Source organism: Streptomyces sp. NPDC005955 (assembly GCF_042871255.1).
In the GTDB taxonomy this organism is placed as follows: domain Bacteria; phylum Actinomycetota; class Actinomycetes; order Streptomycetales; family Streptomycetaceae; genus Streptomyces.
This window is the reverse complement of record NZ_JBIAIF010000003.1, coordinates 370,421-393,458: the sequence shown is the minus strand read 5'-3', so window position 1 is coordinate 393,458 and position 23,038 is coordinate 370,421. Positions and strand designations below refer to the sequence as shown.

Here is a 23,038-nt window from a genome sequence, read left to right as displayed (position 1 = left end):
GCGCCGACAGTAGCCGGGCGACCCCGTCACGACCAACGACCGGCTCGCGCACGCACGGTGACGAGGTGCCGCAGACGCAGGTCATCCGGGGGGCGGGGGTCAGCGGACGATTCGGGATTTCGCCCGTTCGGAGGGTGCGGCGAACGTCAGCCCGCCGCGGCAGGGCGCCCCGTCGGCGGAATGCGCCGCGCTGCGGCGCCCCGGCGGGGTCAACACGCCGCCGCCCGCGGGCCTGGACGGCCCGCGGGCGGCGGAGAGGGGTGTGGTGGCGGGTGCGGTCAGACCCGCACGCCGAACATGTACGGCATGTTGCTCATCGGCTCGTAGCGCACGACGGTGCCGCTGCGCGGGGCGTGCAGCACCTGGCCGTTGCCGGCGTAGAAGCCGACGTGGTGCAGGTCGGAGTAGAAGAACACCAGGTCGCCGACCTGGAGGTCGCTCTGCGAGTTGATCCGGGTGCCGATCTGCGTCTGGGCCTGCGAGGTGCGCGGGATGGTCTGGTTCGCCTGGGCGTAGGCCCAGGAGGTGAGACCGGAGCAGTCGAAGGAGTTGGGGCCGTTCGTCCCGTAGATGTACGGCTTGCCGAGCTTGCTCTGCGCCGCGGCGTACGCGGAGGCGGTGCGGCCCGAGGTCGGCTTGCCGGAGCCGGGGGTGCCGGTGTCGGTGTTGGTCGCGGTGCTGCCGGACTTGCCGCTGCCGGAGGACTTCCCGGAGTCCTTCTTCGCCTGGTCCTGCTGGGCCTTGAGGGCGGTGCGCTCGCTGTTGCGGCTGGCGCGCTGCTCCTCCGCCTCCAGGGCGGCCTTCTCGGCGGCGGTCAGGGAGTTGAGGAGCTTCTGGGCCTCGTTGAGCTTGGCCTGCACCTCGCTCTTCTTGTCCCCGAGTTCAGTGCGGGTGTCGGCGAGGTCCCCCAGCTTGTCGCCGGCTTCCTGCCGCTGCTGGGACAGGGAGCGCTGCTTCTCCTGGATGGTGCGCAGCGCTTCGACCTGCTGACCGCTGAGCTGGTCCAGCGTGGACGCCTTGTCGAGGTAGCTGTCCGGGTCGGCGGAGAGGAGGAGTTGCAGCGAGGGGTCTATGCCGCCGCTGCGGTACTGGGCGCTGGCGAGCGAGCCGAGGTCGGAACGGAGTTCGTTGACCTCGTCCTGGCCGCGGGCGACCTTGTCCTGGAGGGTGCCGATCTCCCCCTCCAGCTTCTCCTGCTTCTCCTTGGCCCCGTTGTACTTCTCGGTGGCCTGGGCCGCCTCTTCGTAGAGCTTGTCGACCTTGGACTTGACCTCGTCCTTGGTGGGCTTCTCGCTCGGCGCGGCCTGGGCGGACTGGGCGGTGAGCGCGACGGCCGCGGCGGCGGTCACGGTGAGCACGGTCACACGGGCGCGGCTCGGCTGCTTCGGTCGACGGTGGGACGCCACGGAGGCGAGCTCCTTCTTCCCTCAGCCGCCTACCGAGAACGCCGGCGGGCGGTGCTCCTCCACCGTCGCTCCCATTGAGCGATCACCCGAGCGGAGGTTCGACGCCCGACCTTAGTGACCCTCTTGTGATCAGTTCAAATCCTCACCGGAAAAATCTCGATCGTGACCGGCAATCTTTACCAACAACTCACCAGTAGTGATGTCGGATTGACGCTATGTCGCACACAAGTCGCCCCAATGCGATCAACTGCCGTGGATGACACAAAGAGCACAGAGCCAACAGACGGGACAGAGGGGACGGCTGGGGCGGCGGGAACGGGTGACATGCCGGACCTCGGGGGTTTCAGCCCCGTGACAACCGCTTCAGGAGCATCACGGAGGCCACCGGACGTGCGCCCGCCTTGGCGACCCCGTCGGCCACCTCCCGGTCCGTGGAGGCCACGATCACCGGTCGGCCGGGCGGTTCGGCGCGCACGAGCTGGCGGATGAGCTCGTCGGCGGTCACCCCGGGTTTGGAGAACAGCACCCGCACCCCGCGCGGCGGGGCGAGCAGCACCGGTGCGACGAGTTCGGCGCCGTCGAACACGCAGGTGATCTCGGCGCCGGTCTGGGCGGCGAGCACCGAGAGCTGGCCGAGCAGCCGCAACCGCTGCTTCTCCAAGGGCATCTGCGGATAGCCGGTCTTGGTGACGTTGTAGCCGTCGACCACGAGATGGGCCTGCGGGAGGTCCAACAGCTGGTCGAGGATCGCGGGATCGTGTTCGGACAGGGCGCGCGCCGCGATGTCCTTGGGGGTCATCCGGCCCGGCTCGACGGCGTCGACGGTCTCGGCGGGGCGCACCGACACCGGCGGCAGGGCGAGTTCGCGGCGCAGCCCCCGGGCGGAGTCGAGGAGGGTGTCGAGGAGCAGCCGCAGCCGCATGTCCTCGACGCTGCGGCCCTCCCGGGCGGCCCGGCGGCTGGCCTCCAGGGCGGCCTCGGCCTCGCCCAGCCGGGACTTGAGGCGCCGGGTCTCGCTCTCCGCGGCGGAGAGCTGGACCTGCCCCTCGGCGCGGACGGCCTCCAGCTCGCCGTGCACCTTGCGCAGCTCGGCCTGGCCCCGTTTGACGTCGCTCAGGGCGCCGCGCAGCTTGCGCTGGACGGAGTCGGCCTCCCGGCGGGCGGTGTCCAGTTCGCTGCGCAACCGCTCGGTCTCGGCGCGCGTGTGCTGCCGCGCCTCGGCGAGCTCCGTGCGCAGCCGGTCGAGTTCGGCGCGGGCCTCCTCGTCGGCCCGCTCGGCGTCGGCGCGCTGGGCCTCCTCACCGGCGGCGGCGACCAGCTTGACCCATCCGGTGGGGCGCAGCACGTACGCGGCGGCGGCCACGTCCAGCGGGTCGGCGGCGGGGGGCGGGGCCCCCGAGTCGAGGGCCCCGGCCAACTCGGGCTGGGCCTGCCGCAGGGACTCCGCGATGCGCTGGCGGAACAGGGCGTCGCCCTCCACGGCCGCCGCCATCGCGTTGCCCGCGAACTTGGCGCGGCGGCTGGGGGTGAAACGGGCGTACTGGCGCAGCGCACTCGGCAGCTCGGACGGGGTGAGCCCGCCGAAGCCGTCCGAGACGATCTGGACGACCCGGCGGCGCACCCCCTCGGGCAGCGGGTGGTCGAGCACCTCGGCGGTGCCGTCGTCCGGCACCCCGCCTCCGCTCTCCGTCATCCGTCCACCCCACTAGCTGTGCGGGGCCGGCTCCGTCAGGAGTCGGCGCCCGGCCTGTCCACGAGTTCCACGTTGTCCAGTGCGTTGCACCATCGGCAGCGCACCGACTCGATGGTCTCACTGACGACCTCGCGCTCCTCCACCTTCGACTCACCGGCCAGGTCGAGGTGGACGTACTCGACCACCTTGGACGAGCGGGTCACGTCGAAGCGGGTGAGGTTGCCGCAGAGCGTGCAGCGCCACCGCGTGGTGTCGGTCGGCAGGGGAACCGTCATCGTGAGCGTCACTTTCCGTCGGGTGCCGGCGCCCGCGGCGGCGCGCCCCGTCCAGCTCCGTGGTGCGCCCGTCGCCGGGGCGTGTGTCGCCGTAACCCTACGACCTGGAGCGCCGCCCCCGCTCGGCCCCCGGCCACGGCGGGGCAACCGTACGGTTTCGGTCCCGTTCCGTCATGATCTGCTCATGATCGGCTCCCGGGGTGACGGGCGGGCCGCGCCCGGCCGGCGGCTGCCGCGGGTGGCGGCGGCGCCGGTGACGTACGCACTGATCGCGGCCTGTGCGGTGGCCTTCGTCTGTTCTCCGGCGGCCGGACTCACCACGGGCCACGGCACCGGGGACGCCCTGGTCGCCGCCCAGCGGGCCCTGTACGCCCGCTGGGGGGTGGTCCCCGCCGATCTGCTCGCCGGGGAGCCCCGGGCCCTGCTGACGCCCGTCACGGCACTGTTCGTGCACGGCGGCTGGCTGCACCTGCTCGGCAACATGCTGTTCCTCCAGGTCTTCGGGGTGATGGCCGAAAAGCGCCTGGGTCCGCTGCGGTACCTCGCGCTGTACGTGGGGTGCGGCGCCCTCGCGCTGTGCGGGTACGCGGTGGCGCACGCCGACTCGGCGCAGACCCTGGTCGGAGCGTCGGGGGCGATCTCGGCGGTCCTCGGGGCCTTCCTCTGTCTCTTCCCCGGGGCGCGGGTCACCAGTCTGTTCCCGTTCCTGTTCTTCCTGCCGCTGCGCTTCCCGGCCTGGGTGGTGCTGCCGTTCTGGGTGAGCCTCCAGTGGCTGGCGGCGAGCGGGCGGAGCGCGGGGCCCGGGGTGGCGTACCTGGCGCACCTGATCGGCTTCGCGCTCGGTCTGCTGGCCGGCTGGGCGGCCCGCGGCCGGCCCGCTCCGCGCCCGCGCGACGACCAGGGGAGCCCCGGTCGGGCGCGGGCTACAGTGAAGCCACCAGCCGCGGCCACCGAGGGAGACAGCAAGCCGTGATCACCGCGATCGTGCTCATCAAGACCAGCGTGGACCGCATCCCCGAGATCGCCGAGGCCATCGCCGCCCTGGACAGCGTCAGCGAGGTCTTCTCGGTGACCGGGACGTACGACCTGATCGCGATGGTCCGGGTCCGGGCGCACGAGGAACTGGCCGAGATCATCCCCGGCCGGATCAGCAAGATCCCCGGGGTCGAGGGCACCGACACCCACGTGGCGTTCCGCACCTACTCGCAGCACGACCTCGAAGCCGCGTTCGCCATCGGACTGGACTCCTGACACCGGCCCCGCCCGCGTCGCACCGCCTCCCCCGCCCGGCACCCCTTTACTCCTGTGGGGTCCCGCGCGCCCCGAAGATGAAGAAGTCCTCATCTCCGGCTCATCCAGCGGTTCGGTTCGGTTCGTCACGATCTCCTCATGGTTTTCACTCACCGCATAGCGGCCCTCGCCGCGGTCGTCGCGATCCCGCTGGGCATCGCGGTGACGAGCTATGCCCTCACCGACACCCCGGACGACCGGAAGGTGCCGACCAAGGTGGAGCTGGAGAGCAGTTCCCCCAGCGGGTCGCCGGGCGTCCCGCAGACTCCGGGTTCCCCTCGTCCCGAGCCCAGCGACGAGACCGTGTCACCGCCCCCCGTGGGCGAGGCCCCCACCGGCACCAAGCCGAGCACCGGCCCGAGCGCCGGTCCGAGCACCAGCGCCTCGACGAGCCCCTCGGCGAGCGCGTCGACCAGTTCCTCCCCGAGCGGTGACGACGATGACGGCCCCGGACAGGACGACGACGGCCCGGGCGGCGACGACAACGGTGACGACGGCTGACCCGGTGCGCCGCTGGGTGTCCGCCCGACTGCGCATCATGCTCTGGCTGCTGCTGGTGATGGCGGTGGCGCTCGGCGCCGTCGCCTTCGCGACCCGTTCGGTCCTGCTGCGGGACGCCGACCACCGCATCCACGGACTGCTCGTCCAGGAGACCGAGGAGTTCGCGAACCTGGCCCAACAGGGCGTCGACCCCCGTACGGGCAAGCGCTTCGCCGATCCGGACGCGCTGCTGCGGCTGTTCCTGGAGCGGCAGTACGCCGACCCCGACGAAGAGCTGCTGGGGCTGCTCGGACGGGCCGGGAAGGTTCCGGCCAAGCGGGTCCAGGCGCGGGAGGTCCGCGTCAAGGCCCCCCTGGCCGAGGACCAGGAGGCGTACACCAGGATCTTCGAGTCGAAGGACTCCATGGGCACCCTGCACCGCTCCGGGGGTGAGGTCCGCTGGGCGAAGGTGAGCATCGAGTCCCGCCCCGGACACCCCCCGGCGGCGTTCGTCGTCGCGTTCCACCCCGCGGGCGAGCAGGCCAAGGCCAATGACGTGTTCACCATGCTCATCGCCATCTCCGGGGTGGCGCTGCTGATGACCACGGGCATCGGCTGGGCGGTCGCCGGGCGCATCCTGCGACCGGTGCGGCTGGTCCGCACGACCGCCGCCCAGCTCACCGAGCAGGACCTGACCCGGCGCATCCCGGTGCAGGGCCGCGACGACGTCGCCGCGCTCGCCGAGACGTTCAACGCCATGCTCGACCGCTTGGAACGGGCGTTCGCCGCCCAGCGCGAGTTCGTCGACGACGCCGGCCATGAACTGCGGACCCCGATCACCATCGTCCGGGGCCATCTGGAGCTGATGGGCGACGACCCCGTCGAACGTGAGGAGACCGTCCGCATCGTCCTGGAGGAGTTGGAGCGGATGAGCAGGATCGTGGAGGACCTGCTCCTGCTCGCCAAGGCCGAGCGGCCCGACTTCGTCGCGGCCGGACCGGTCCAGCTCGGCGAACTGACCGCCGACGTGTTCGTGAAGGCCCGCGCCCTCGGGGAGCGGGAGTGGACCCTCGGTTCGGTCGCCGACGCCGAGGTCCGCCTCGACGCCCAGCGGATCACCCAGGCCATGGTCCAACTCGCCCAGAACGCCGTGCAGCACACCGTCGCCGGGCAGCGGGTCACCCTCGGGTCCCGCATCGAGGGCGACCGGGTGGAGCTGTACGTCGCGGACACCGGTCCCGGGGTCCAGCCGCAGGACGCGCAAGTGATCTTCGAGCGGTTCCGGCGGGGCACCGCCCGGCGCGGCGCCCGGGGCACCGGCGCCGGACTCGGCCTCTCCATCGTCAAGGCCATCGCCGAAGGGCACGGCGGACGGGTCGAGTTGCGGCCCACCGAAGGCGGCGGCGCCACCTTCGCCCTGGTCTTCGGGGACCCGGGCGTCCCCGACGGCGACACGATCCTCCTGCCCACACTGGACGAGCCCACCGAGGAAGCGGCACCGTGAACCGAATACTCATCGTGGAAGACGAGGAGCGCATCGCCTCCTTCGTGGAGAAGGGCCTGCGCGCCAACGGCTTCACCACCACCGCCGTCACCGACGGCGAGTCCGCCTACGACTACGCCGTCACCGGCGGTTTCGACCTGATCGTCCTCGACATCGGACTGCCCGGCAAGGACGGCTTCACCGTCCTGCGGCAGCTGCGCGAGGCCCGCGTCTCGGTCCCGGTGATCGTGCTCACCGCACGGGACTCGGTACGGGACACCGTCGCCGGGCTCGAAGGCGGCGCCGACGACTGGATGACCAAGCCGTTCCGCTTCGAGGAACTGCTCGCCCGGGTGCGGCTGCGGCTGCGCACCGCGGCCCGGGCGCCCGAGGTGACCGTGCTGCGCAACGGGGAACTGACGCTCGACCTGCGCACCCGCCGGGCCCGTTCCGGTGACCGCACGGTCGACCTGACCGCCCGTGAGTTCGTCCTCCTCGAACTGTTCCTGCGCCACCCCGGCCAGGTGCTGTCGCGCGAGCAGATCCTGTCCCACGTCTGGGGCTACGACTTCGACCCGGGTTCGAACATCGTCGACGTGTACGTGCGCGCCCTGCGCAAGAAGCTGGGCGCGGACCGGGTGGAGACCGTACGGGGCATGGGGTACCGACTGCCCGAGTGAGCCACCGGCCCGCGCCGGAACGGCAGCGCGCGGGGTCACCGAGCACGCGCCCGCGTGCCCCGGTGGCCCCGCGCGGGCGTGTCCGGGGCCGGCTCCGCGACGGCTGCGAGCCGCGTGAAGTTCCTTTCATCAACGGCTCATGGAGCGCTCACCGCCGGAGTGAAAGCTCTCTCATGTGACTGTGAACCTCCGGCAAATGGCGACCCTGTGCGTGGCCCTGAGCATCTGTGCGCTGCTCGCGGTCCCCGGCAACTTCCCGGGGCTGAGCGGCGACGCGCGGATCACCCTCGCCATCTTCGCGCTGGCCACCTGCGCCTGGATCGGCACCCCGATCGACGACACGTACATCGCCCTGGGCGCCGGGCTCGCCCTCACCGCGACCGGTGTGATCAGCAGCGACGCCCTGTTCGGCACCCTCGGCGACGACACCGTGTGGCTGCTGATCTGCGCGTTCGTGCTCGCCGCCGCCGTCGCCAGGACCGGGCTCGCCGGACGGGCCGCGGCCTTCCTGGTGAGCGGCGCGCGCACGGTCCGCCAGTTGGTGCACCTGACGACGGCCGCCCTGGTGGTGACCGCGTTCGCGGTGCCCGCGACCTCCGGGCGGGCCGCCCTGGCGATGCCGGTGTTCCTCGCCCTGGCGAAGGTCCTCGCGGACCGCACCCGACTGGTCGTGATGCTGGCGCTGCTGTTCCCGACGGTGATCCTGCTGTCGGCGGTGGCCACCCTGATCGGTGCGGGCGCCCATCTGATCACCGTGTCCGTGCTGTGGGACGCGGTGGGCGAGCGGATCGGCTTCACCGAGTGGCTGCTGATCGGGCTGCCGCTGGCCGTGGTGTCCTCCCATCTGGCGGCGGAGGTGGTGCTGTTCACCACCACCAAGCGGGAGGACCGCAAGGGCCCCGTGCACATCACCGTCGAACAGATCCAGGAGCACAGCGACCACCCGGTCACCGGCCCCTGGGAGGCCGCCGAGACCCGCTGCGCCCTGCTGCTGGCCACGGTGATCGCCCTCTGGTGCAGCGAGCCGCTGCACCGGGTGCCGCCCGCGGTGGTCGCCCTGATCGGTGCGGTCGTCGCCGCCTCCCCCGCGCTCGGCACGGTACGGCTCAAGGACGCCCTGAAGACGGTGCCCTGGTCCATGTTGCTGTTCATGGCGGCGACGATGGCGATGGGCCTCGCCCTGTCCGACTCGGGGGCGGCGCAGTGGCTGGTCGGCGGAATACCGCTGGACCTGCCGCCGTGGCTGTTCCTCGGGGTCGTCGTGGCGGTGTCCACCGCCGCGCACCTGCTCCTCCAGTCCCGTTCGGCCCGCTCCTCGGTCCTGGTGCCGCTGGTCGTCGCGGCGGCGGCCGGCGCCGGAGTGAACCCGGTGGCCGCCGCCCTCGCCTCCACCGCGGCGGCGGGCTTCTGCCACACGCTCCCCGCGTCGGCCAAGCCGGTCACCCTCTACGCCGAGATACCCGGCATCCCGACCTACACCCCGGGCCATCTGCTCCGGATGTCCGCCGTCCTCGCCCCGCTGACCGCCGTGCTGGTGCTGCTGTTCGCCGTGCTCGTCTGGCCGCTGCTGGGCATCCCCCTGACCTGACGCACCGTCCACCCGATGTGACCGGCCCGGTCGCGACCCCTCGGTCCGACCGCGCCACCACCCCGCGGGCCGTGCGCCCGCCCACCCTCATCCGTCACAGGAGTCCACCATGCTGACCCGATTCGCCATCGCCCCCAGTGGCTTCAAGGAGTCCCTGTCCGCCGAGTCCGCCGCCGAGGCCATCGCGGAGGGCGTGCGCAGGGTCGTCCCCGACGCCGAGATCGACCTGATACCGCTGGTCGACGGCGGCGAGGGCACCGCCCAGGCGCTCGCCGCGGCCTCCGGCGGCCGACTGGTCCCGCTGCGCGCCACCGGGCCCACTGGGGACCGGATCGGCACCCACTTCGCGCTGCTCGGCGACAGCGAGGGCACCGCCGTGGTGGAGATGGCCGCCGTCGCCGGACTCTCCCTCGTCCCCCGCGACCTGCGGGACCCGGGCGCGACCACCACCTACGGCGTCGGCGAGTTGATCCGGGCCGCCCTCGACACCGGGGCCCGCCGCATCCTCGTCGGCTGCGGCGACTCGGGCACCTCGGACGGCGGCGCGGGCGCCCTCCAGGCCCTCGGCGCCCGGCTGCTCGACGCGGACGGCCGGGAACTCCCGTACGGCGGCAGCGCCCTGACCCGGCTGGACCGCATCGACACCAGCGGACTCGACCCGCGCCTCGCCGAGGTGGAGATGCGCGTCGCCTGCAACCCCTACAACGTGCTGTGCGGGGAGCGCGGGGTGGCCCGGGTCTTCGGGCCGCAGAAGGGTGCCACCCCCGAGCAGGTCGAACACCTGGCCGCCGCCCTGGAACACTGGGCCGCCGTCCTCACCCGTGACCTCAAGGTGCGCACCGACCTGTGCCACGGCGTCGGCACCGGGGCCTCCGGCGGCCTGGGCGCCGGACTCGCCGCGCTCGGCGCCCGGTTGCTGCCCCGCTTCGACGTGCTGCTGGACCGCCTCGGGCTGGACGAACGACTGGCCCGGGCCGATCTGGTGGTCACCGCCGAGGGCGCCCTGGACCACCAGACCCCGCGCGGCAAGGTGCCCGCCGAGGTCGCCCGGCGGGCCAAGCTGCACGGCCGCCCGGTGCTCGCGCTGGCCGGCACCCTCGGCGAGGGCGCCCACCAGGTGCGCTCCATCGGGGTGGACGCCTACGGGTCGATCCTGCCCGCGCCGGTCTCCCTGACCGAAGCGCTGGGCCGCGGCGGCGAGTTCCTGACCGACGCGACCGAGCGCGCGCTACGGATGATCCAGCTCGGCACCCGGATGACCGAGCACCCGCGTCAGGCGGCCGTGGTGGGGTCCGGCACGCAGCGCCCGTCCTCGGTGCGGTAGCGCCAGCGCGCCCCGTCGGTGACCAACTCCCGTACGGCCCGTACGAAGCGCTCCACGTGCTCGTCGGGGGTGCCCGCCCCGAAGCTGACCCGGACGGCGTTCAGCGAACGCTCGCCGGGCGCGGCCTCCGGGGCGCCGCACTCCCCCGGGTCCTGCGGGTCGGTGCCGAGCAGGGTGCGCACCAGCGGGTGGGCGCAGAACAGCCCGTCGCGCACCCCGATGCCGTACTCGGCGGACAGCGCGGCGGCGAAGTGGGAACTGTTCCACCCGTCCACCACGAACGAGATCACCCCGACCCTGGGCGCGTCGTCCCCGAACAGGGACAGCACCCGTACCGCGGGCACCTCGGCGAGCCCGGCGCGCACCAGGTCGATCAACCGCTCCTCACGGGCGACCAGTCGGTCGAAGCCCGCTTCGGTGAGCGCCTTGCAGGCGGAGGCGATGGCGTAGGCGCCGATCACGTTGGGCGAGCCGGCCTCGTGCCGGGCCGCGCTGTCGTGCCACTCGACGTCCACTCCCCCGTCGGCGCGCCGCGACACCTTCCGCGAGGCACCGCCACCGGCCAGGTACGGCTCGGCCACCCGCAGCCAGTCGGCGCGCCCGGCGAGCACGCCGGCGCCGAAGGGCGCGTACAGCTTGTGCCCGGAGAAGGCAACCCAGTCGACGTCGAGGTCGGCGACGTCCACCGGGTGGTGCGGGGCGAGCTGGGCCGCGTCGAGGACGATCCGGGCGCCGTGGGCGTGGGCGGCGGCGGCGAGTTCGCGCACCGGCCACAGCTCGCCCGTGACGTTGGACGCACCGGTCACGCACACCAGGGCGGGGCCGTACGGGTCGCGGTCGGCGAGGGCCCGCTCCAGCGTGTCGACGGCCTCGCCGGGGGTGCGGGGCGCGTCGAGGTAGGTGACCCGGGCGTCGCGCCAGGGCAGCAGGGAGGCGTGGTGCTCGGTCTCGAAGACGAAGACCTCGCAGTCGGCGGGCAGCGCGGCGGCCAGCAGGTTGAGGGAGTCGGTGGTGGACCGGGTGAAGACCACCTCGTCGCCGTCCCGGCAGCCGAGGAACTCGGCGACGGTGCGGCGGGCGTTCTCGAAGAGGTCGGTGGAGAGCTGGGAGAGGTAGCCGGCACCGCGGTGGACGCTGCCGTAGTAGGGCGCGTAGGCGGCCACGTCGTCCCAGACCCGCTGGAGCGCGGGGGCACTCGCGGCGTAGTCGAGCGCGGCGTAGTCGACCTCCCCGCCGGTGACCAGGGGCACGGTCACGTCACGACCGAGGACGGGCAGCGGGCTCTCGGTGAGGGACCCGGCGGCGCCCGGAACACAGGCGGGGTCGGCGTCGGCGTGAGTGGTCGTGGTGGCGCGTGCGGACATGACGAACTCCCGTATGAGGCAGATGCGGTGGACCACGCATGAGCACCGCGGAAGGCGCGGCGGGGCACGGCTCGGCACCGGTGCGACGCCCGGAGGCGACGACGGGGACCGGCCGGACACACGGCGTGGGTGAAGGGAAGGAACACACCGGACAGGGCGTGCGCGGAGGTGGGGCGCTGCGCCCTATCGCATTCGCTTGCTCACGAGACCGCTCCCTCGACGACCAGGACCCCTGGAGACGCGAGGGGTCCGCGCTTGCCGTAGACCTCGCTGCCTACGACCTGGTCTTCACCCGGGGCACCCCGCCACGGACGGAGGGTTGCCGGACAGCAGGCCGGGGCCGATGCGCTGTCACTCATGACCTGCGAAGAATCATGCCAGACGACCGGCGGAACGCACCAGCCCGTTCCGCATCCCGGACGCCACGGAACGCGACCGGCCGCCCCGCGGCGGGCGGAGCGGCCGGAGCGCGCAGGGCGCAGCGGGTCAGGCGTTGCTGGCGGCGACCCAGCGGTCCAGGGCCCGGTGGGCCGCGCCCGAGTCGATCGACTCGGCGGCCCGCGCCATCCCCGCGCGCAGCTGATCGGCCAACGGGGCGTCGCCCGGGGCCAGCGCCACCAGCGCCGCCGCCGAGTTCAGCAGGACCGCGTCCCGGACCGGACCGGTCTCCCCGGCCAGCAGCCGGCGGGCGACATCGGCGTTGTAGGAGGAGTCGGCGCCGCGCAGCGCCTCCACCGGGACGAGGTCGATGCCCACGTCCCGGGGGTCGAAGGGCTGCTCGGCGACGGCTCCGCCGCGCACCACCCACACCCGGGAGGTGGCGGTGGTGGTGAGTTCGTCCAGGCCGTCGTCCCCGCGGAACACCAGGGCGGACGAGCCCCGCTCGGCGAGCACCCCGGCGACCACCGGGGCCATCCGCGCGTCCGCGACCCCGGTGGCCTGCGCCGCGACCCGGGCCGGGTTGGTGAGCGGGCCGAGGAAGTTGAAGACGGTGCGGATGCCGAGTTCCTTGCGGGCGGCGCCCACGTGCCGCAGCGCGGGGTGGAACTTCACCGCGAAGCAGAAGGTGATGCCGGCCTCCTCGGCGACCTCGGCCACCCGCTGCGGCGTCAGCTCCAGATTGACGCCCAGCTTCTCCAGCACGTCGGAGGCACCGCTCGCGGAGGACGCGGCGCGGTTGCCGTGCTTGACGACCTTCGCACCGGTCCCGGCGACGACGATCGCGGACATGGTGGAGATGTTGACCGTGCGCGCGCCGTCCCCGCCGGTGCCGACGATGTCGACGCTCGGCCCGGGCACCTCGATGGTCCGGGCGTGTTCGTACATGGCGCGGACCAGGCCGGTGATCTCCTCGACCGTCTCGCCCTTGGCGCGCAGGGCGACGGCGAAGCCCGCGATCTGCGCGTCGGTGGCCTCCCCGCGCATGATGCGGTCCATCGCCCAGGCCGTGGCGTCGGCTCCCTGGTCCTCGCCCGACAGCAACGCGTTCAGGACCTGCGGCCAGGAACGGACCGCCGTGGTGTCGCCTCCAGCGGGGGTCACAGCGCTCATGGGTCGCTCCTGGGTTGCGGGCCGTACGGGGTCGGGCCCGTGCGGCGGACGGTGACGGACGCGCTGCCGCGCCCGTGGACGGGACCGGCCCGGCCGGCGCCCTTCGCGCTCCACCCTATCCAGCTCCGGGGAGCGCGAAGAGCCCCGTCCGGGCAGTGGACGGGGCTCTTCGGGTGGCGACCGCCGGGACCCCCGCGCGGGGTCCCGGCCGGGGGATCAGTGGTGGCCGTGGCCTTCCGTGATCTCCTTGTACTCCTCGGCGGTGGGCTTGGCGATCTGGCCCTGCTCGCCGTAGTAGCCCTTCGAGAGGCGGGCGCGCGCCTTCTGGAGGCGGGACACCTTGCGCTCGACGCCGTTCTCGTCGACCAGCGGGCCGATCTCCACCGGCTTGTACTGCTCGTGCTGGGTGAGCGTGTGCAGCGCCTCCTGGTTGAGCGGCTCGTGGATCTCGATGAACTCGCCGTGCGGCAGGCGCTTGATGATGCCGGACTCGCGTCCGTGCAGCACCTTGTCCCGGTCCCGGCGCTGGAGGCCGAGGCAGATCCGCTTGGTGATGATGAAGGCGAGGACCGGCGCCACGAAGAACGCGATGCGCACGAACCAGGTGATCGCGTTGATCGACAGGTGGAAGTGCGTGGCGACGAGGTCGTTGCCACCACCGATCAGCATGACCACGTACCAGGTGATCCAGGCGACGCCGATACCCGTCCGGGTCGGGGCGTTGCGCGGACGGTCCAGCAGGTGGTGCTCGCGCTTGTCACCGGTGACCCAGGACTCGATGAACGGGTACACCGCGATCGAGACCAGCACCAACGGGAAGATGACCAGCGGGATGAACACGCCCAGTACCAGGGTGTGTCCGGCGAAGTTGATCTCCCAGCCGGGCATCACCCGGATCAGGCCCTCGGAGAAGCCCATGTACCAGTCGGGCTGCGCGCCGGTGGACACCATGTCCGGCCGGTAGGGGCCGATCGACCAGATGGGGTTCAGGGTGACCATCGCGGAGATGACCGCGATGACGCCGAAGACCAGGAAGAAGAAGCCTCCCGCCTTGGCCATGTAGACCGGCATCAGCGGCATGCCGACGACGTTCTTCTGGGTGCGGCCGGGGCCGGGGAACTGGGTGTGCTTGTGGTACACGACGAGGATCAGGTGGGCCACGATCAGGCCCAGCATGATGCCCGGTAGCAGCAGGACGTGGGCCGAGTAGAAGCGCGCCACGAAGTCGTGACCGGGGAACTCCCCGCCGAACAGGAAGAACGCGAGGTACGTGCCGACGATGGGCACGGACAGGACCGCGCCCTGCATGAAGCGGACACCGGTGCCGGACAGCAGGTCGTCCGGGAGCGAGTAACCGGTGAACCCGGTGAACATGCCGAGGACGAACAGCAGGAATCCGAAGACCCAGTTGACCTCACGCGGCTTGCGGAACGCACCGGTGAAGAACACGCGCATCATGTGCGCGAACATGCCGGCCAGGAAGATCAGCGCGGCCCAGTGGTGGATCTGCCGGATGAGCAGACCACCGCGGACCTCGAACGAGATCTTCATCGTCGAGTTGAACGCCTCGGAGACCAGCTGGCCCTGGAGCGGCACGTACGGGCCGTGGTACTCCACCTCGTTCATCGACGGGTGGAAGAACAGCGTCAGATAGACACCCGTGACGATGATGATGACGAAGGCGTAGAGGCAGACCTCGCCCAGCATGAAGGACCAGTGGTCCGGGAAGATCTTGCGCATGTTGGCCTTGGCCAGGGAGTAGATCCCCAGCCGGCCGTCCGCCCAGTCGGCGACCCGCTCACCCGCGGGCGCTTTGTCCCGGCGGGTGGTCTCGCGGTCGTTGGTCGTCGTGGTACTCATCCGCGCTCCCAGAAGGCCGGACCGACAGGCTCGTCGAAGTCGCCGAGCGCCTCAAGGTAACCCTCCGAGTTCACGCCGATCCGCAGCTGCGGAAGCGGGTGACCGGCCGGGCCGAAGATGACCCGGGCACCGTCGGAGAGGTCGAAGGTGGACTGGTGGCACGGGCAGAGCGCGTGGTGCGTCTGCTGCTCGTACAGGCTGATCGGGCAGCCGACGTGGGTGCAGACCTTGGAGTAGGCGACGATCCCGTCGTGGGACCAGGCCAGCTCCTGCTTGTCCTTGATGTCACCGGGCTGGAGCCGGACGATCATCACGGCTGCCTTGGTGATCTCGGTGAGGAAGCCGTGGTCGTGCTCTTCGAGGCCCTCGGGCTTGACGAACGTCAGCGAACCGACGATGACGTCCTCGGGACGCAGCGGCTCGTTGGTGTTCATGTTGACGAGGAGCTTGCCCTTGGCCCACAGGGTGTGCCGCAGCTTGGTGCCGGGCGCGGGGCCGAGGCCGCCGAGCAGGACGACGCCCGAGAGCGGGAACAGTGCCAGGGCACCGAACATCGTGTTGCGGATCAGCTTGCGGCGACCGAGCGCGGACTCCTCCGCCCCCTGTCGGAAGTCCGCCATCACCTTCGCCTTGACCTCGGGCGAGGCGGCGATGGGGTGACGCTCGTCCACGTGCTCCACGTCGGACATCAGGGTGCGGGCCCAGTGGACCGCGCCCGCGCCGATCAGGAACAGCGAGACGCCGAGGGTCCACCCGAGGGTGAAGTTCAGCGCGTTGATGTGCCCGATCGGCCAGATGTAGATCGACTTGTCGACCGGGATCATCACGTAGGCGACGATGAACGCGACCGTGCCGAGCATCGACAGCACGAACATCAGGGCGACGGTGCGCTCGGAGCGCTTGGCGGCCCGCTCGTCGATGTCCTGGATGCGGTGCTCGTGCGGGGGCAGACCCGGGTCCGCGAACGGATTCTCCGTGTCGGCCAGGGCTACGGCGCCGTGGGCGTGGTCCTGCGCTGCGGGCAGGTTCTCTTCTGGAATGTCTTGGCTACTCATGACTTCTTGGCCTTTGCGGTCCGAGCGGCGACCCAGATGGCAGTGACGATCAGCGCGCCGAGACCGAAGATCCAGGCGAACAGACCCTCACTGACCGGCCCGAGGCCGCCGAGGTTCAGACCACCGTTGTGGACGGTCTTGTCACCGTTGACCGCGTTGACGTACGCGATGATGTCCCGCTTGTCCTTCTCCGGCATCGTCGTGTCGGGGAAGGAGGGCATGTTCTGCGGACCCGTCTGCATCGCCTCGTAGAGGTGCTTCGGGCTGACGCCGTCCAGGCCAGGCGCGTACTTGCCCTTGGTCAGGGCACCGCCCTGGCCGGTGAAGTTGTGGCACTGCGCGCAGTTGTTGCGGAACAGCTCGCCACCGTTGGCGATGTCCGCGCCCTCGGGGCTGTACTGCTTCTTGGTCGGGATGCTGGGACCGGCACCCATCGCGCCGATGTAGGCCGCGAGCTGGTCGATCTCGGCCTGCGTGTAGACCGCCTTCTTCTTCGGGGCCTGGGCACCCTGGGCCATCATGGGCATCCGGCCGGTACCGACCTGGAAGTCGACGGCGGCTGCGCCGACGCCCACCAGCGGCGGGCCGTCGGAACTGCCCTGACCGCCGGTGCCGTGGCAGCTCGCGCAGCCGACGGCGTACAGCTTCTTGCCCTCTTCGATGGCGAGGGACTGGGCGGTCTCGGCCTGCGCCTTGTCCGCCGGCGCGAACACGGCGTACAGCCCCCCGGTGGCCGCCAGCGCGAGGAGTAGGACGACGACAGCCGCCAGCGGGTGGCGTCGTCGTGCGGAGAGCTTTTTCACGGATTACCCCGGTGTCAGGATCTTCTGCGTCGATGCTTCGGGTGGTCGGGATGCGGCCCCGGTGGGGCGCCGCCCGATTACTTGATCAAGTAGATCGTGGCGAAGAGGCCGATCCACACGACATCGACGAAGTGCCAGTAGTAGGACACGACGATCGCGGCGGTCGCCTGCTCGTGAGTGAACCTTCTGGCCGCGTAGGTGCGCCCCAGGACCAGGAGGAAGGCGATCAGTCCGCCCGCCACGTGCAGTCCGTGGAAGCCGGTCGTCAGGTAGAACACCGAGCCGTACGGGTCGGAGGACAGCGAGAGGCCGTACTCCTTCACCAGCTCCACGTACTCGAAGACCTGACCACCGATGAAGATCGCACCCATGATGAAGGTCACGATGAACCACATCCGGAGCTTCTTCACGTCACCCCGCTCGGCGGCGAACACGCCGAGCTGGCAGGTGAAGGAGGAGAGCACCAGGATCGTGGTGTTCGTCGCCGAGAACGGCAGGTTCAGGGCTGCTGCCTGTTCCTTCCAGAACTCGGGGCCGGTCACCGATCGCAGGGTGAAGTACATCGCGAAGAGGGCCGCGAAGAACATCAGCTCGGAACTCAACCAAATGATGGTTCCGACGCTGGTGAGGTTCGGTCGATTGACCGACGGGTGCGCGGGCCCGGTTTCTACTGTCGTTGCTGTCGCCACGACCGACATTATGTCGGTCGCTTATCTCGCCCTCACTCCGGGGGGTGCCGTTCGGTGTGTCCGCACGCCGTGCGCTGCCCGGATGGCCCATCGCGACGGTGTCCGAACCGGTGTTGACGAGGTGTCCGAGGGAGTAGCATCCGCCCCAACGGTTCCCGTCCCAGGCATCCCACAGCCCCGGGCCAGGCAGGCTCCGGAGCCCCCAAGCACTCGGAGGAACAATGCAGCCGACCGCCACGGTGCTGGTCTACAGCGACGACGCGAACACGCGGGAGCAGGTGCGGCTGGCTACGGGGCGCCGGCCGGCCACGGACGTGCCGCCGGTCGAGTTCATCGAGTGCGCCACGTTGCCCGCGTTGCTCAAGGAACTGGACCGGGGCGGGATCGACGCGTGCGTCCTGGACGGCGAGGCGGTTCCCGCGGGCGGCATGGGCGTGTGCCGCCAGATCAAGGACGAGGTCTTCCGCTGCCCGCCGGTGCTGTTGCTGATCGGGCGCCCCCAGGACGCCTGGCTGGCCACCTGGAGCCGGGCCGAGGCCGCGGTGACCCATCCGGTGGAGCCCGTGGAGTTCGCGCGGGCGCTGGCGGAACTGCTGCGCAGCCGGTTGGCCGTGCAGGCCTGACGCGTACGGGTGGGGGTTGACCCCCGATCTTTCGGGTGCCGGACGCCCGGTGGTGTGCGCACCGCCCGGGCGTGTCGTGCGGGCCCGGGCGGCACCAGGGGCCGGCCGGGCCGGTCAGGTTCCCGGGCGCAGTCGGGCCTGTTGGGCCGCCGGCGGGGTGCGGGGGGCTCCGGTGCCGTGGACGGCACTGCCCTCCTGCCACTCCTTCCAGTCCAGGTTCCAGTCCCCGTACCCGTTGCCGAAGGGGTCCATCTCCTCGCCGTAGCTGTTGACGACCTTGACGAGGTCGCCCGGTCGGACGGTCTCGTAGAACCAGGCGGCGTTGCCGGTGCTCATCCCCGTGCAGCCGTGGCTGACGTTGGCGGCGCCGTGCGAGCCCAGCGACCAGGGCGCCGCGTGCACGTACTCGCCGCTCCAGGTGACCCGGGTGGCGTAGTACACGGGCAGGTCGTACGACTCCGAGGTGCCCGCGGCGATGCCGATGCTGGTGCCCCGCATCCGGACGAAGTACTCCTTGCCGAGCACCACCTTGATGCCGTTGCGGGTCGAGAAGCCGGGCTTGCCGGTGGTGACGGGGATGGAGTTGATCTCCTCGCCGTTGCGGTAGACCGTCATGTAGTGCGAGGAGGCGTCGGTGACCGCGACGATCCTGTCGCCCGTGGTGAGCTTCAACGGGGCGCTCTCGCCGCCCCAGAGGCGCTCGCCGACCTTGATGCCGTCCAGGGTGCTGCGTGCCGTGATCGTGGCGTTGACGGGCCAGTACTCCTTGGGCCGGTAGTGCAGGACCTCGTCGTTGAGCCAGTGCCAGGCGCCCTCGACCGCGGGCTGCGACTCGACCCGGAGGCCCCGTTCGACGGCGGCCCGGGCCTTCTTGTCCTCGATCGGCTCGCTCAGCTCGGCGATGATGGGCTGGCCGACGCCGTACTTGCCCTCGTCGGGGCCGAACGTCACCTTCAGTTCGCGTTTCTTGGCGGGGACGCCCGTGTCGAAGGTGACGACCTTCCGGCCCGGCGAGCCGTCCGCCTTCTCGGTGCTGACCCGGGCCGTGTAATGGGCGCCTGCGGCCAGCGGGACGGTGGTGTGCCAACGAGTGCCGTCGGCGGAGAGTTTGCCCGCCACGTAGCGTCCCGCGGCGTCGGTGGCCGTGACGTCGGTGATGCGGCCCCCCGCGCCCTGCTTGGCCGTGATCTCCAGGGGGCGGTCGGGGTCGAGCTTGGCGTTGCCCGAGGCGGTGCCCAGGACCACCTGGCTCGCCGCGTCGTACGGCGCGGCTGACAGCGGATGGTCGGTGGTACCACCACAGGCGGTGGCACCCGCGACGAGGGCGACCACCAGCATCGTGCAGCTCAAGACCGTGCGCGTTCGCGGTGAGTGGCTCATGGCCCGAGCCTAAGAACGTCCGGCGCGCCGGGCACGGCGAGTGGGCCGTACGGGGGGTGCGGGGGTACGCGGGGCGCACCGGGGGCAACGCAAGGGCCCGGACCTCCGAGGGGAGGTCCGGGCCCGTACGGGTGCTCAGCGGGTGCTACTGGTTCTGGTTCTCTCCGTGGTAGTACTCGAAGACCCAGCCCCACAGACCGACCAGGATGATCGGCAGCGAGAAGTACAGCAGCCACCAGCCGAAGATGACGCCGCAGAAGGCGAACGCGCCACCGACGGCGAGGGCGAGCGGCTGCCAGCTGTGCGGGCTGAAGAAGCCCACCTCACCGGCGTCGTCCGCGACGTCCGCGTCCTTGTTGTCCTGCGCGCCCACGTCGACCCGCTTGGCCGTGAAGGCCAGGTAGTAGCCGACCATGATGCACAGGCCGAAGGCGAGGAAGAGCGCCGTGGTGCCGGCCGGCTCCTTCGACCACACGCCGTAGACGATCGCCATGACGAGTACGAAGACGCTCAACCAGATGAACATCTTGCCCTGGATCTTCACTTGCCGGCCTCCTTGCTGCCAGCCAGCGCCTCACCGGAACCGGGGCCGAGGTGCCCGCCCGCGTTCTCCAGCTGGTCGAGCGCGGCGATCTCCGGGTAGTGCAGGTCGAACGCCGGCGATTCGGAGCGAATGCGCGGCAGGGTGACGAAGTTGTGCCGGGGCGGCGGGCAGGACGTGGCCCACTCCAGGGAGCGGCCGTAGCCCCACGGGTCGTCCACCTCGACCTTCTTGCCGTACTTGGCGGTCTTCCAGACGTTGTAGAAGAACGGCAGGACCGACAGACCGAGCACGAAGGAGCTGATCGTGGAGATGGTGTTCAGGGCGGTGAAGCCGTCGGCCGCCAGGTAGTCGGCGTACCGGCGCGGCATTCCCTCGGCACCCAGCCAGTGCTGGACCAGGAACGTGCCGTGGAAGCCGATGAACAGCGTCCAGAAGGTGATCTTGCCGAGGCGCTCGTCCAGCATCTTGCCGGTGAACTTCGGCCACCAGAAGTGGAAGCCGGCGAACATCGCGAAGACCACGGTGCCGAAGATGACGTAGTGGAAGTGCGCCACCACGAAGTACGAGTCGGAGACGTGGAAGTCGAGCGGCGGCGAGGCCAGGATGACACCGGTCAGACCACCGAAGGTGAAGGTGATCAGGAAGCCGATCGCCCAGAGCATCGGTGTCTCGAAGGACAACGAGCCCTTCCACATCGTTCCGATCCAGTTGAAGAACTTCACACCCGTCGGAACGGCGATGAGGAACGTCATGAAGGAGAAGAACGGGAGGAGCACGCCACCGGTGACGTACATGTGGTGCGCCCACACCGTGACCGAAAGGCCCGCGATGGCGATCGTCGCGCCGATCAGACCGGAGTAACCGAACATCGGCTTGCGGCTGAACACCGGCAGGATCTCGGAAATGATGCCGAAGAACGGCAGGGCGATGATGTACACCTCGGGGTGGCCGAAGAACCAGAAGAGGTGTTGCCAGAGCAACGCTCCGCCGTTGGCCGGATCGAAGATCATCGAGCCGAACTTCCGGTCGGCCTCCAGCGCGAAGAGCGCGGCGGCCAGCACCGGGAAGGCGAGCAGGACCAGCACACCGGTCAGCAGCACGTTCCAGGTGAAGATCGGCATGCGGAACATCGTCATGCCGGGTGCGCGCATGCAGATGATGGTGGTGATGAAGTTGACCGAGCCGAGGATCGTACCGAAGCCGGAGAACGCCAGACCCATGATCCACATGTCCGCGCCGACGCCCGGCGAGCGGACCGCGTCGGACAGCGGCGAGTAGGCGAACCAACCGAAGTCGGCGGCGCCGTTCGGGGTCAGGAAGCCCGCGACCGCGATGAGCGAGCCGAACAGGTAGAGCCAGTAGGCGAACATGTTCAGCCGCGGGAACGCGACGTCGGGGGCACCGATCTGGAGCGGCATGATCCAGTTCGCGAAGCCCGCGAACAGCGGCGTCGCGAACATCAGCAGCATGATCGTGCCGTGCATCGTGAACGCCTGGTTGAACTGCTCGTTCGACATGATCTGCGTGCCCGGGCGAGCCAGCTCGGCCCGCATGAACAGCGCCATGACGCCGCCGACGCAGAAGAAGACGAACGAGGTGATCAGGTACAACGTACCGATCGTCTTGTGGTCGGTGGTGGTGAGCCACTTGACCACGACGTTGCCGGGCTGCTTGCGACGGACCGGCAGCTCGTTCTCGTACGAGTCGTCAGCCGCCTCTGCGCCCTGAGGAGGATCGTTGAGGATGCTCACAGCTGGTTCGTCTCCCGGTTCTTCTCGTGGCTCGTCTGCTCAATGCCGGCCGGGACGTAACCGGTCTGCCCCTTGTCCGCCAGCTCCTTCAAGTACTGCTGGTAGCGCTCGGGGGAGACGACCTTGACGTTGAAGAGCATGCGGGAGTGGTCCGTACCGCACAGCTCGGCGCACTTGCCCAGGAAGGTCCCCTCCTTGCTCGGGGTCACCTCGAAGGCGTTGGTGTGGCCCGGGATGACGTCCAGCTTCATCAGGAACGGCACCACCCAGAAGGAGTGGATGACGTCGCGCGAGGTGAGGACGAAGCGGACCTTCTCGCCCTTGGGGAGGACGAGCGTGGGACCGGGGTTGCCGGTCTGGGGGTTACGGGTACCGGGAACGCCGACGTCGTACACGCCGCCCGCGTTGTCCGGGAAGTCTTCCTTGAAGCGGTTCGGAATCCCCGCCAGGTTCTTGTCCGTCTTCGCGTCGCCCGTGGAGCCGGGCACCTTCTCGACGTAGTTGAAGGCCCAGCTCCACTGGAAGCCGACCACGTTCACGACGTGGGCGGGCTTGTCGTCCAGTGCCAGGAGCTTCGACTCGTCGCGCGCGGTGAAGTAGAAGAACACCGAGACGATGAGGATCGGAACCACGGTGTACAGCGCCTCTAGCGGCATGTTGTACCGGGTCTGGGGGGGAACTTCGACCTTGGTGCGGCTGCGCCGGTGGAAGAAGACACTCCACAGGATCAAGCCCCACACCAGCACGCCGACGGTGAGCGCGGCGGCCCACGAACCCTGCCACAAGGAGAGGATGCGGGGCGCCTCCTCGGTGGTCGGGGTGGGCATACCCAGGCGGGGGAAGTCCTTGTATGTGCAACCGGTGGCGGTCGCCAGGACCAGGCCCGCAGTCAGTGCCTGCAGCAGCTTCCGCCGCATCGGGCGCCGCGGCGAGCGGTCGGAGCCGTTGGGACTCACGTAGCGCCTTCCCGAGAGTCTCGCCCGCGCGGTTGGCTGCGGCCTTCTCGCTGGTCGGTCGCCGCCCTGCGTCGGGCAGGGGTTTGGATGTTTATGCGGACCAAACCCTACTGGACGCTATTTGGGGTCGCGCGGGGAGGGTGCCCAACGCGCCGTCCGACTCCCCGAAGGGGTGGTGCACCGCTGGTCGGAGGCCCGACCGCAACACGGAGCGGGAGGTTCCGCCGGGCCGCGGGGGCGGCC

General features: G+C 70.6%; 21 protein-coding genes and 1 riboswitch. Of the genes, 8 read left to right on the top strand and 13 right to left on the bottom strand.

The genetic code is table 11. The annotated features are described in order from the left end of the window. Positions 1–278: 278 nt before the first annotated feature. From ACFYOU_RS10200 to ACFYOU_RS10190, 3 genes are all read right to left on the bottom strand, one after another. Entirely contained in the window at positions 279–1,406 is a 1,128-nt protein-coding gene (locus ACFYOU_RS10200; protein WP_391304621.1) for an NlpC/P60 family protein, read from the bottom strand. Between the two features lie 343 nt (positions 1,407–1,749). Then, positions 1,750–3,099, bottom strand: a complete 1,350-nt coding sequence (locus ACFYOU_RS10195; RefSeq protein WP_389767002.1) for an NYN domain-containing protein — start codon at positions 3,097–3,099, stop codon at positions 1,750–1,752. A gap of 35 nt (positions 3,100–3,134) precedes the next feature. Continuing rightward, positions 3,135–3,374, bottom strand: a complete 240-nt coding sequence (locus tag ACFYOU_RS10190; protein ID WP_385485699.1) for a hypothetical protein — start codon at positions 3,372–3,374, stop codon at positions 3,135–3,137. 184 nt (positions 3,375–3,558) lie between these two features. Between ACFYOU_RS10190 and ACFYOU_RS10185 the strand changes: the two genes are divergently transcribed. From ACFYOU_RS10185 to ACFYOU_RS10155, 7 genes are all read left to right on the top strand, one after another. Further along, positions 3,559–4,347, top strand: a complete 789-nt coding sequence (locus ACFYOU_RS10185) for a rhomboid family intramembrane serine protease (RefSeq protein WP_391304619.1) — start codon at positions 3,559–3,561, stop codon at positions 4,345–4,347. Beyond that, positions 4,344–4,625, top strand: a complete 282-nt coding sequence (locus ACFYOU_RS10180; RefSeq protein WP_385485703.1) for an Lrp/AsnC family transcriptional regulator — start codon at positions 4,344–4,346, stop codon at positions 4,623–4,625. Before ACFYOU_RS10185 ends, ACFYOU_RS10180 begins: the two co-directional genes overlap by 4 nt. A 138-nt stretch (positions 4,626–4,763) precedes the next feature. Next, positions 4,764–5,165, top strand: coding sequence for a hypothetical protein (locus ACFYOU_RS10175; protein WP_391304617.1), 402 nt, complete (start codon positions 4,764–4,766; stop codon positions 5,163–5,165). Next, positions 5,104–6,648: an ATP-binding protein gene (locus ACFYOU_RS10170; RefSeq protein ID WP_391304616.1), complete on the top strand. Its 1,545-nt coding sequence runs from the start codon at positions 5,104–5,106 to the stop codon at positions 6,646–6,648. The genes ACFYOU_RS10175 and ACFYOU_RS10170 overlap by 62 nt, the downstream gene beginning before the upstream one ends. Next, positions 6,645–7,307, top strand: coding sequence for a response regulator transcription factor (locus ACFYOU_RS10165; protein ID WP_385485709.1), 663 nt, complete (start codon positions 6,645–6,647; stop codon positions 7,305–7,307). The genes ACFYOU_RS10170 and ACFYOU_RS10165 overlap by 4 nt, the downstream gene beginning before the upstream one ends. A 175-nt stretch (positions 7,308–7,482) precedes the next feature. Beyond that, entirely contained in the window at positions 7,483–8,895 is a 1,413-nt protein-coding gene (locus ACFYOU_RS10160) for an SLC13 family permease (protein ID WP_389767011.1), read from the top strand. Between the two features lie 109 nt (positions 8,896–9,004). Next, positions 9,005–10,219, top strand: coding sequence for a glycerate kinase (locus tag ACFYOU_RS10155; protein ID WP_389767013.1), 1,215 nt, complete (start codon positions 9,005–9,007; stop codon positions 10,217–10,219). Here the strand turns inward: ACFYOU_RS10155 and ACFYOU_RS10150 are convergent. From ACFYOU_RS10150 to ACFYOU_RS10125, 6 genes are all read right to left on the bottom strand, one after another. Beyond that, entirely contained in the window at positions 10,168–11,583 is a 1,416-nt protein-coding gene (locus tag ACFYOU_RS10150) for an aminotransferase class V-fold PLP-dependent enzyme (protein ID WP_391304614.1), read from the bottom strand. The genes ACFYOU_RS10155 and ACFYOU_RS10150 overlap by 52 nt on opposite strands. Before the next feature lie 246 nt (positions 11,584–11,829). Further along, a riboswitch (SAM riboswitch) is annotated at positions 11,830–11,946 on the bottom strand. A 123-nt stretch (positions 11,947–12,069) separates the two neighbouring features. Continuing rightward, on the bottom strand, positions 12,070–13,134 hold the full coding sequence (gene trpD / locus ACFYOU_RS10145) for an anthranilate phosphoribosyltransferase (protein WP_391304613.1): 1,065 nt from the start codon (positions 13,132–13,134) through the stop codon (positions 12,070–12,072). 216 nt (positions 13,135–13,350) lie between these two features. Further along, complete coding sequence (locus tag ACFYOU_RS10140) at positions 13,351–14,994, bottom strand: cytochrome bc complex cytochrome b subunit (protein ID WP_389767019.1); 1,644 nt, start codon at positions 14,992–14,994, stop codon at positions 13,351–13,353. After that, positions 14,991–16,049: a Rieske 2Fe-2S domain-containing protein gene (locus tag ACFYOU_RS10135; RefSeq protein WP_389767021.1), complete on the bottom strand. Its 1,059-nt coding sequence runs from the start codon at positions 16,047–16,049 to the stop codon at positions 14,991–14,993. Before ACFYOU_RS10135 ends, ACFYOU_RS10140 begins: the two co-directional genes overlap by 4 nt. Next, positions 16,046–16,852 (bottom strand): c-type cytochrome, encoded by an 807-nt coding sequence (locus ACFYOU_RS10130; protein WP_389767023.1) that lies wholly within the window; start codon positions 16,850–16,852, stop codon positions 16,046–16,048. Before ACFYOU_RS10130 ends, ACFYOU_RS10135 begins: the two co-directional genes overlap by 4 nt. A gap of 77 nt (positions 16,853–16,929) precedes the next feature. After that, complete coding sequence (locus tag ACFYOU_RS10125; protein ID WP_385485724.1) at positions 16,930–17,550, bottom strand: heme-copper oxidase subunit III; 621 nt, start codon at positions 17,548–17,550, stop codon at positions 16,930–16,932. A gap of 212 nt (positions 17,551–17,762) precedes the next feature. Between ACFYOU_RS10125 and ACFYOU_RS10120 the strand changes: the two genes are divergently transcribed. Continuing rightward, positions 17,763–18,164 (top strand): hypothetical protein, encoded by a 402-nt coding sequence (locus tag ACFYOU_RS10120; protein ID WP_385485726.1) that lies wholly within the window; start codon positions 17,763–17,765, stop codon positions 18,162–18,164. 114 nt (positions 18,165–18,278) lie between these two features. On the opposite strand, the gene ACFYOU_RS10115 is transcribed toward ACFYOU_RS10120, so the two are convergent. The 4 genes from ACFYOU_RS10115 to coxB form a co-directional block, all read right to left on the bottom strand. Continuing rightward, positions 18,279–19,544 (bottom strand): Ig-like domain-containing protein, encoded by a 1,266-nt coding sequence (locus tag ACFYOU_RS10115; RefSeq protein WP_389767025.1) that lies wholly within the window; start codon positions 19,542–19,544, stop codon positions 18,279–18,281. A 145-nt stretch (positions 19,545–19,689) separates the two neighbouring features. Next, on the bottom strand, positions 19,690–20,088 hold the full coding sequence (locus tag ACFYOU_RS10110; RefSeq protein ID WP_389767027.1) for a cytochrome c oxidase subunit 4: 399 nt from the start codon (positions 20,086–20,088) through the stop codon (positions 19,690–19,692). After that, a complete protein-coding gene (ctaD, locus tag ACFYOU_RS10105) occupies positions 20,085–21,839 on the bottom strand; it encodes a cytochrome c oxidase subunit I (RefSeq protein WP_387000220.1) in 1,755 nt (584 codons plus the stop codon). The genes ACFYOU_RS10110 and ctaD overlap by 4 nt, the downstream gene beginning before the upstream one ends. Next, entirely contained in the window at positions 21,836–22,795 is a 960-nt protein-coding gene (coxB, locus tag ACFYOU_RS10100) for a cytochrome c oxidase subunit II (protein WP_389767030.1), read from the bottom strand. Before coxB ends, ctaD begins: the two co-directional genes overlap by 4 nt. Between the last annotated feature and the right edge of the window lie 243 nt (positions 22,796–23,038).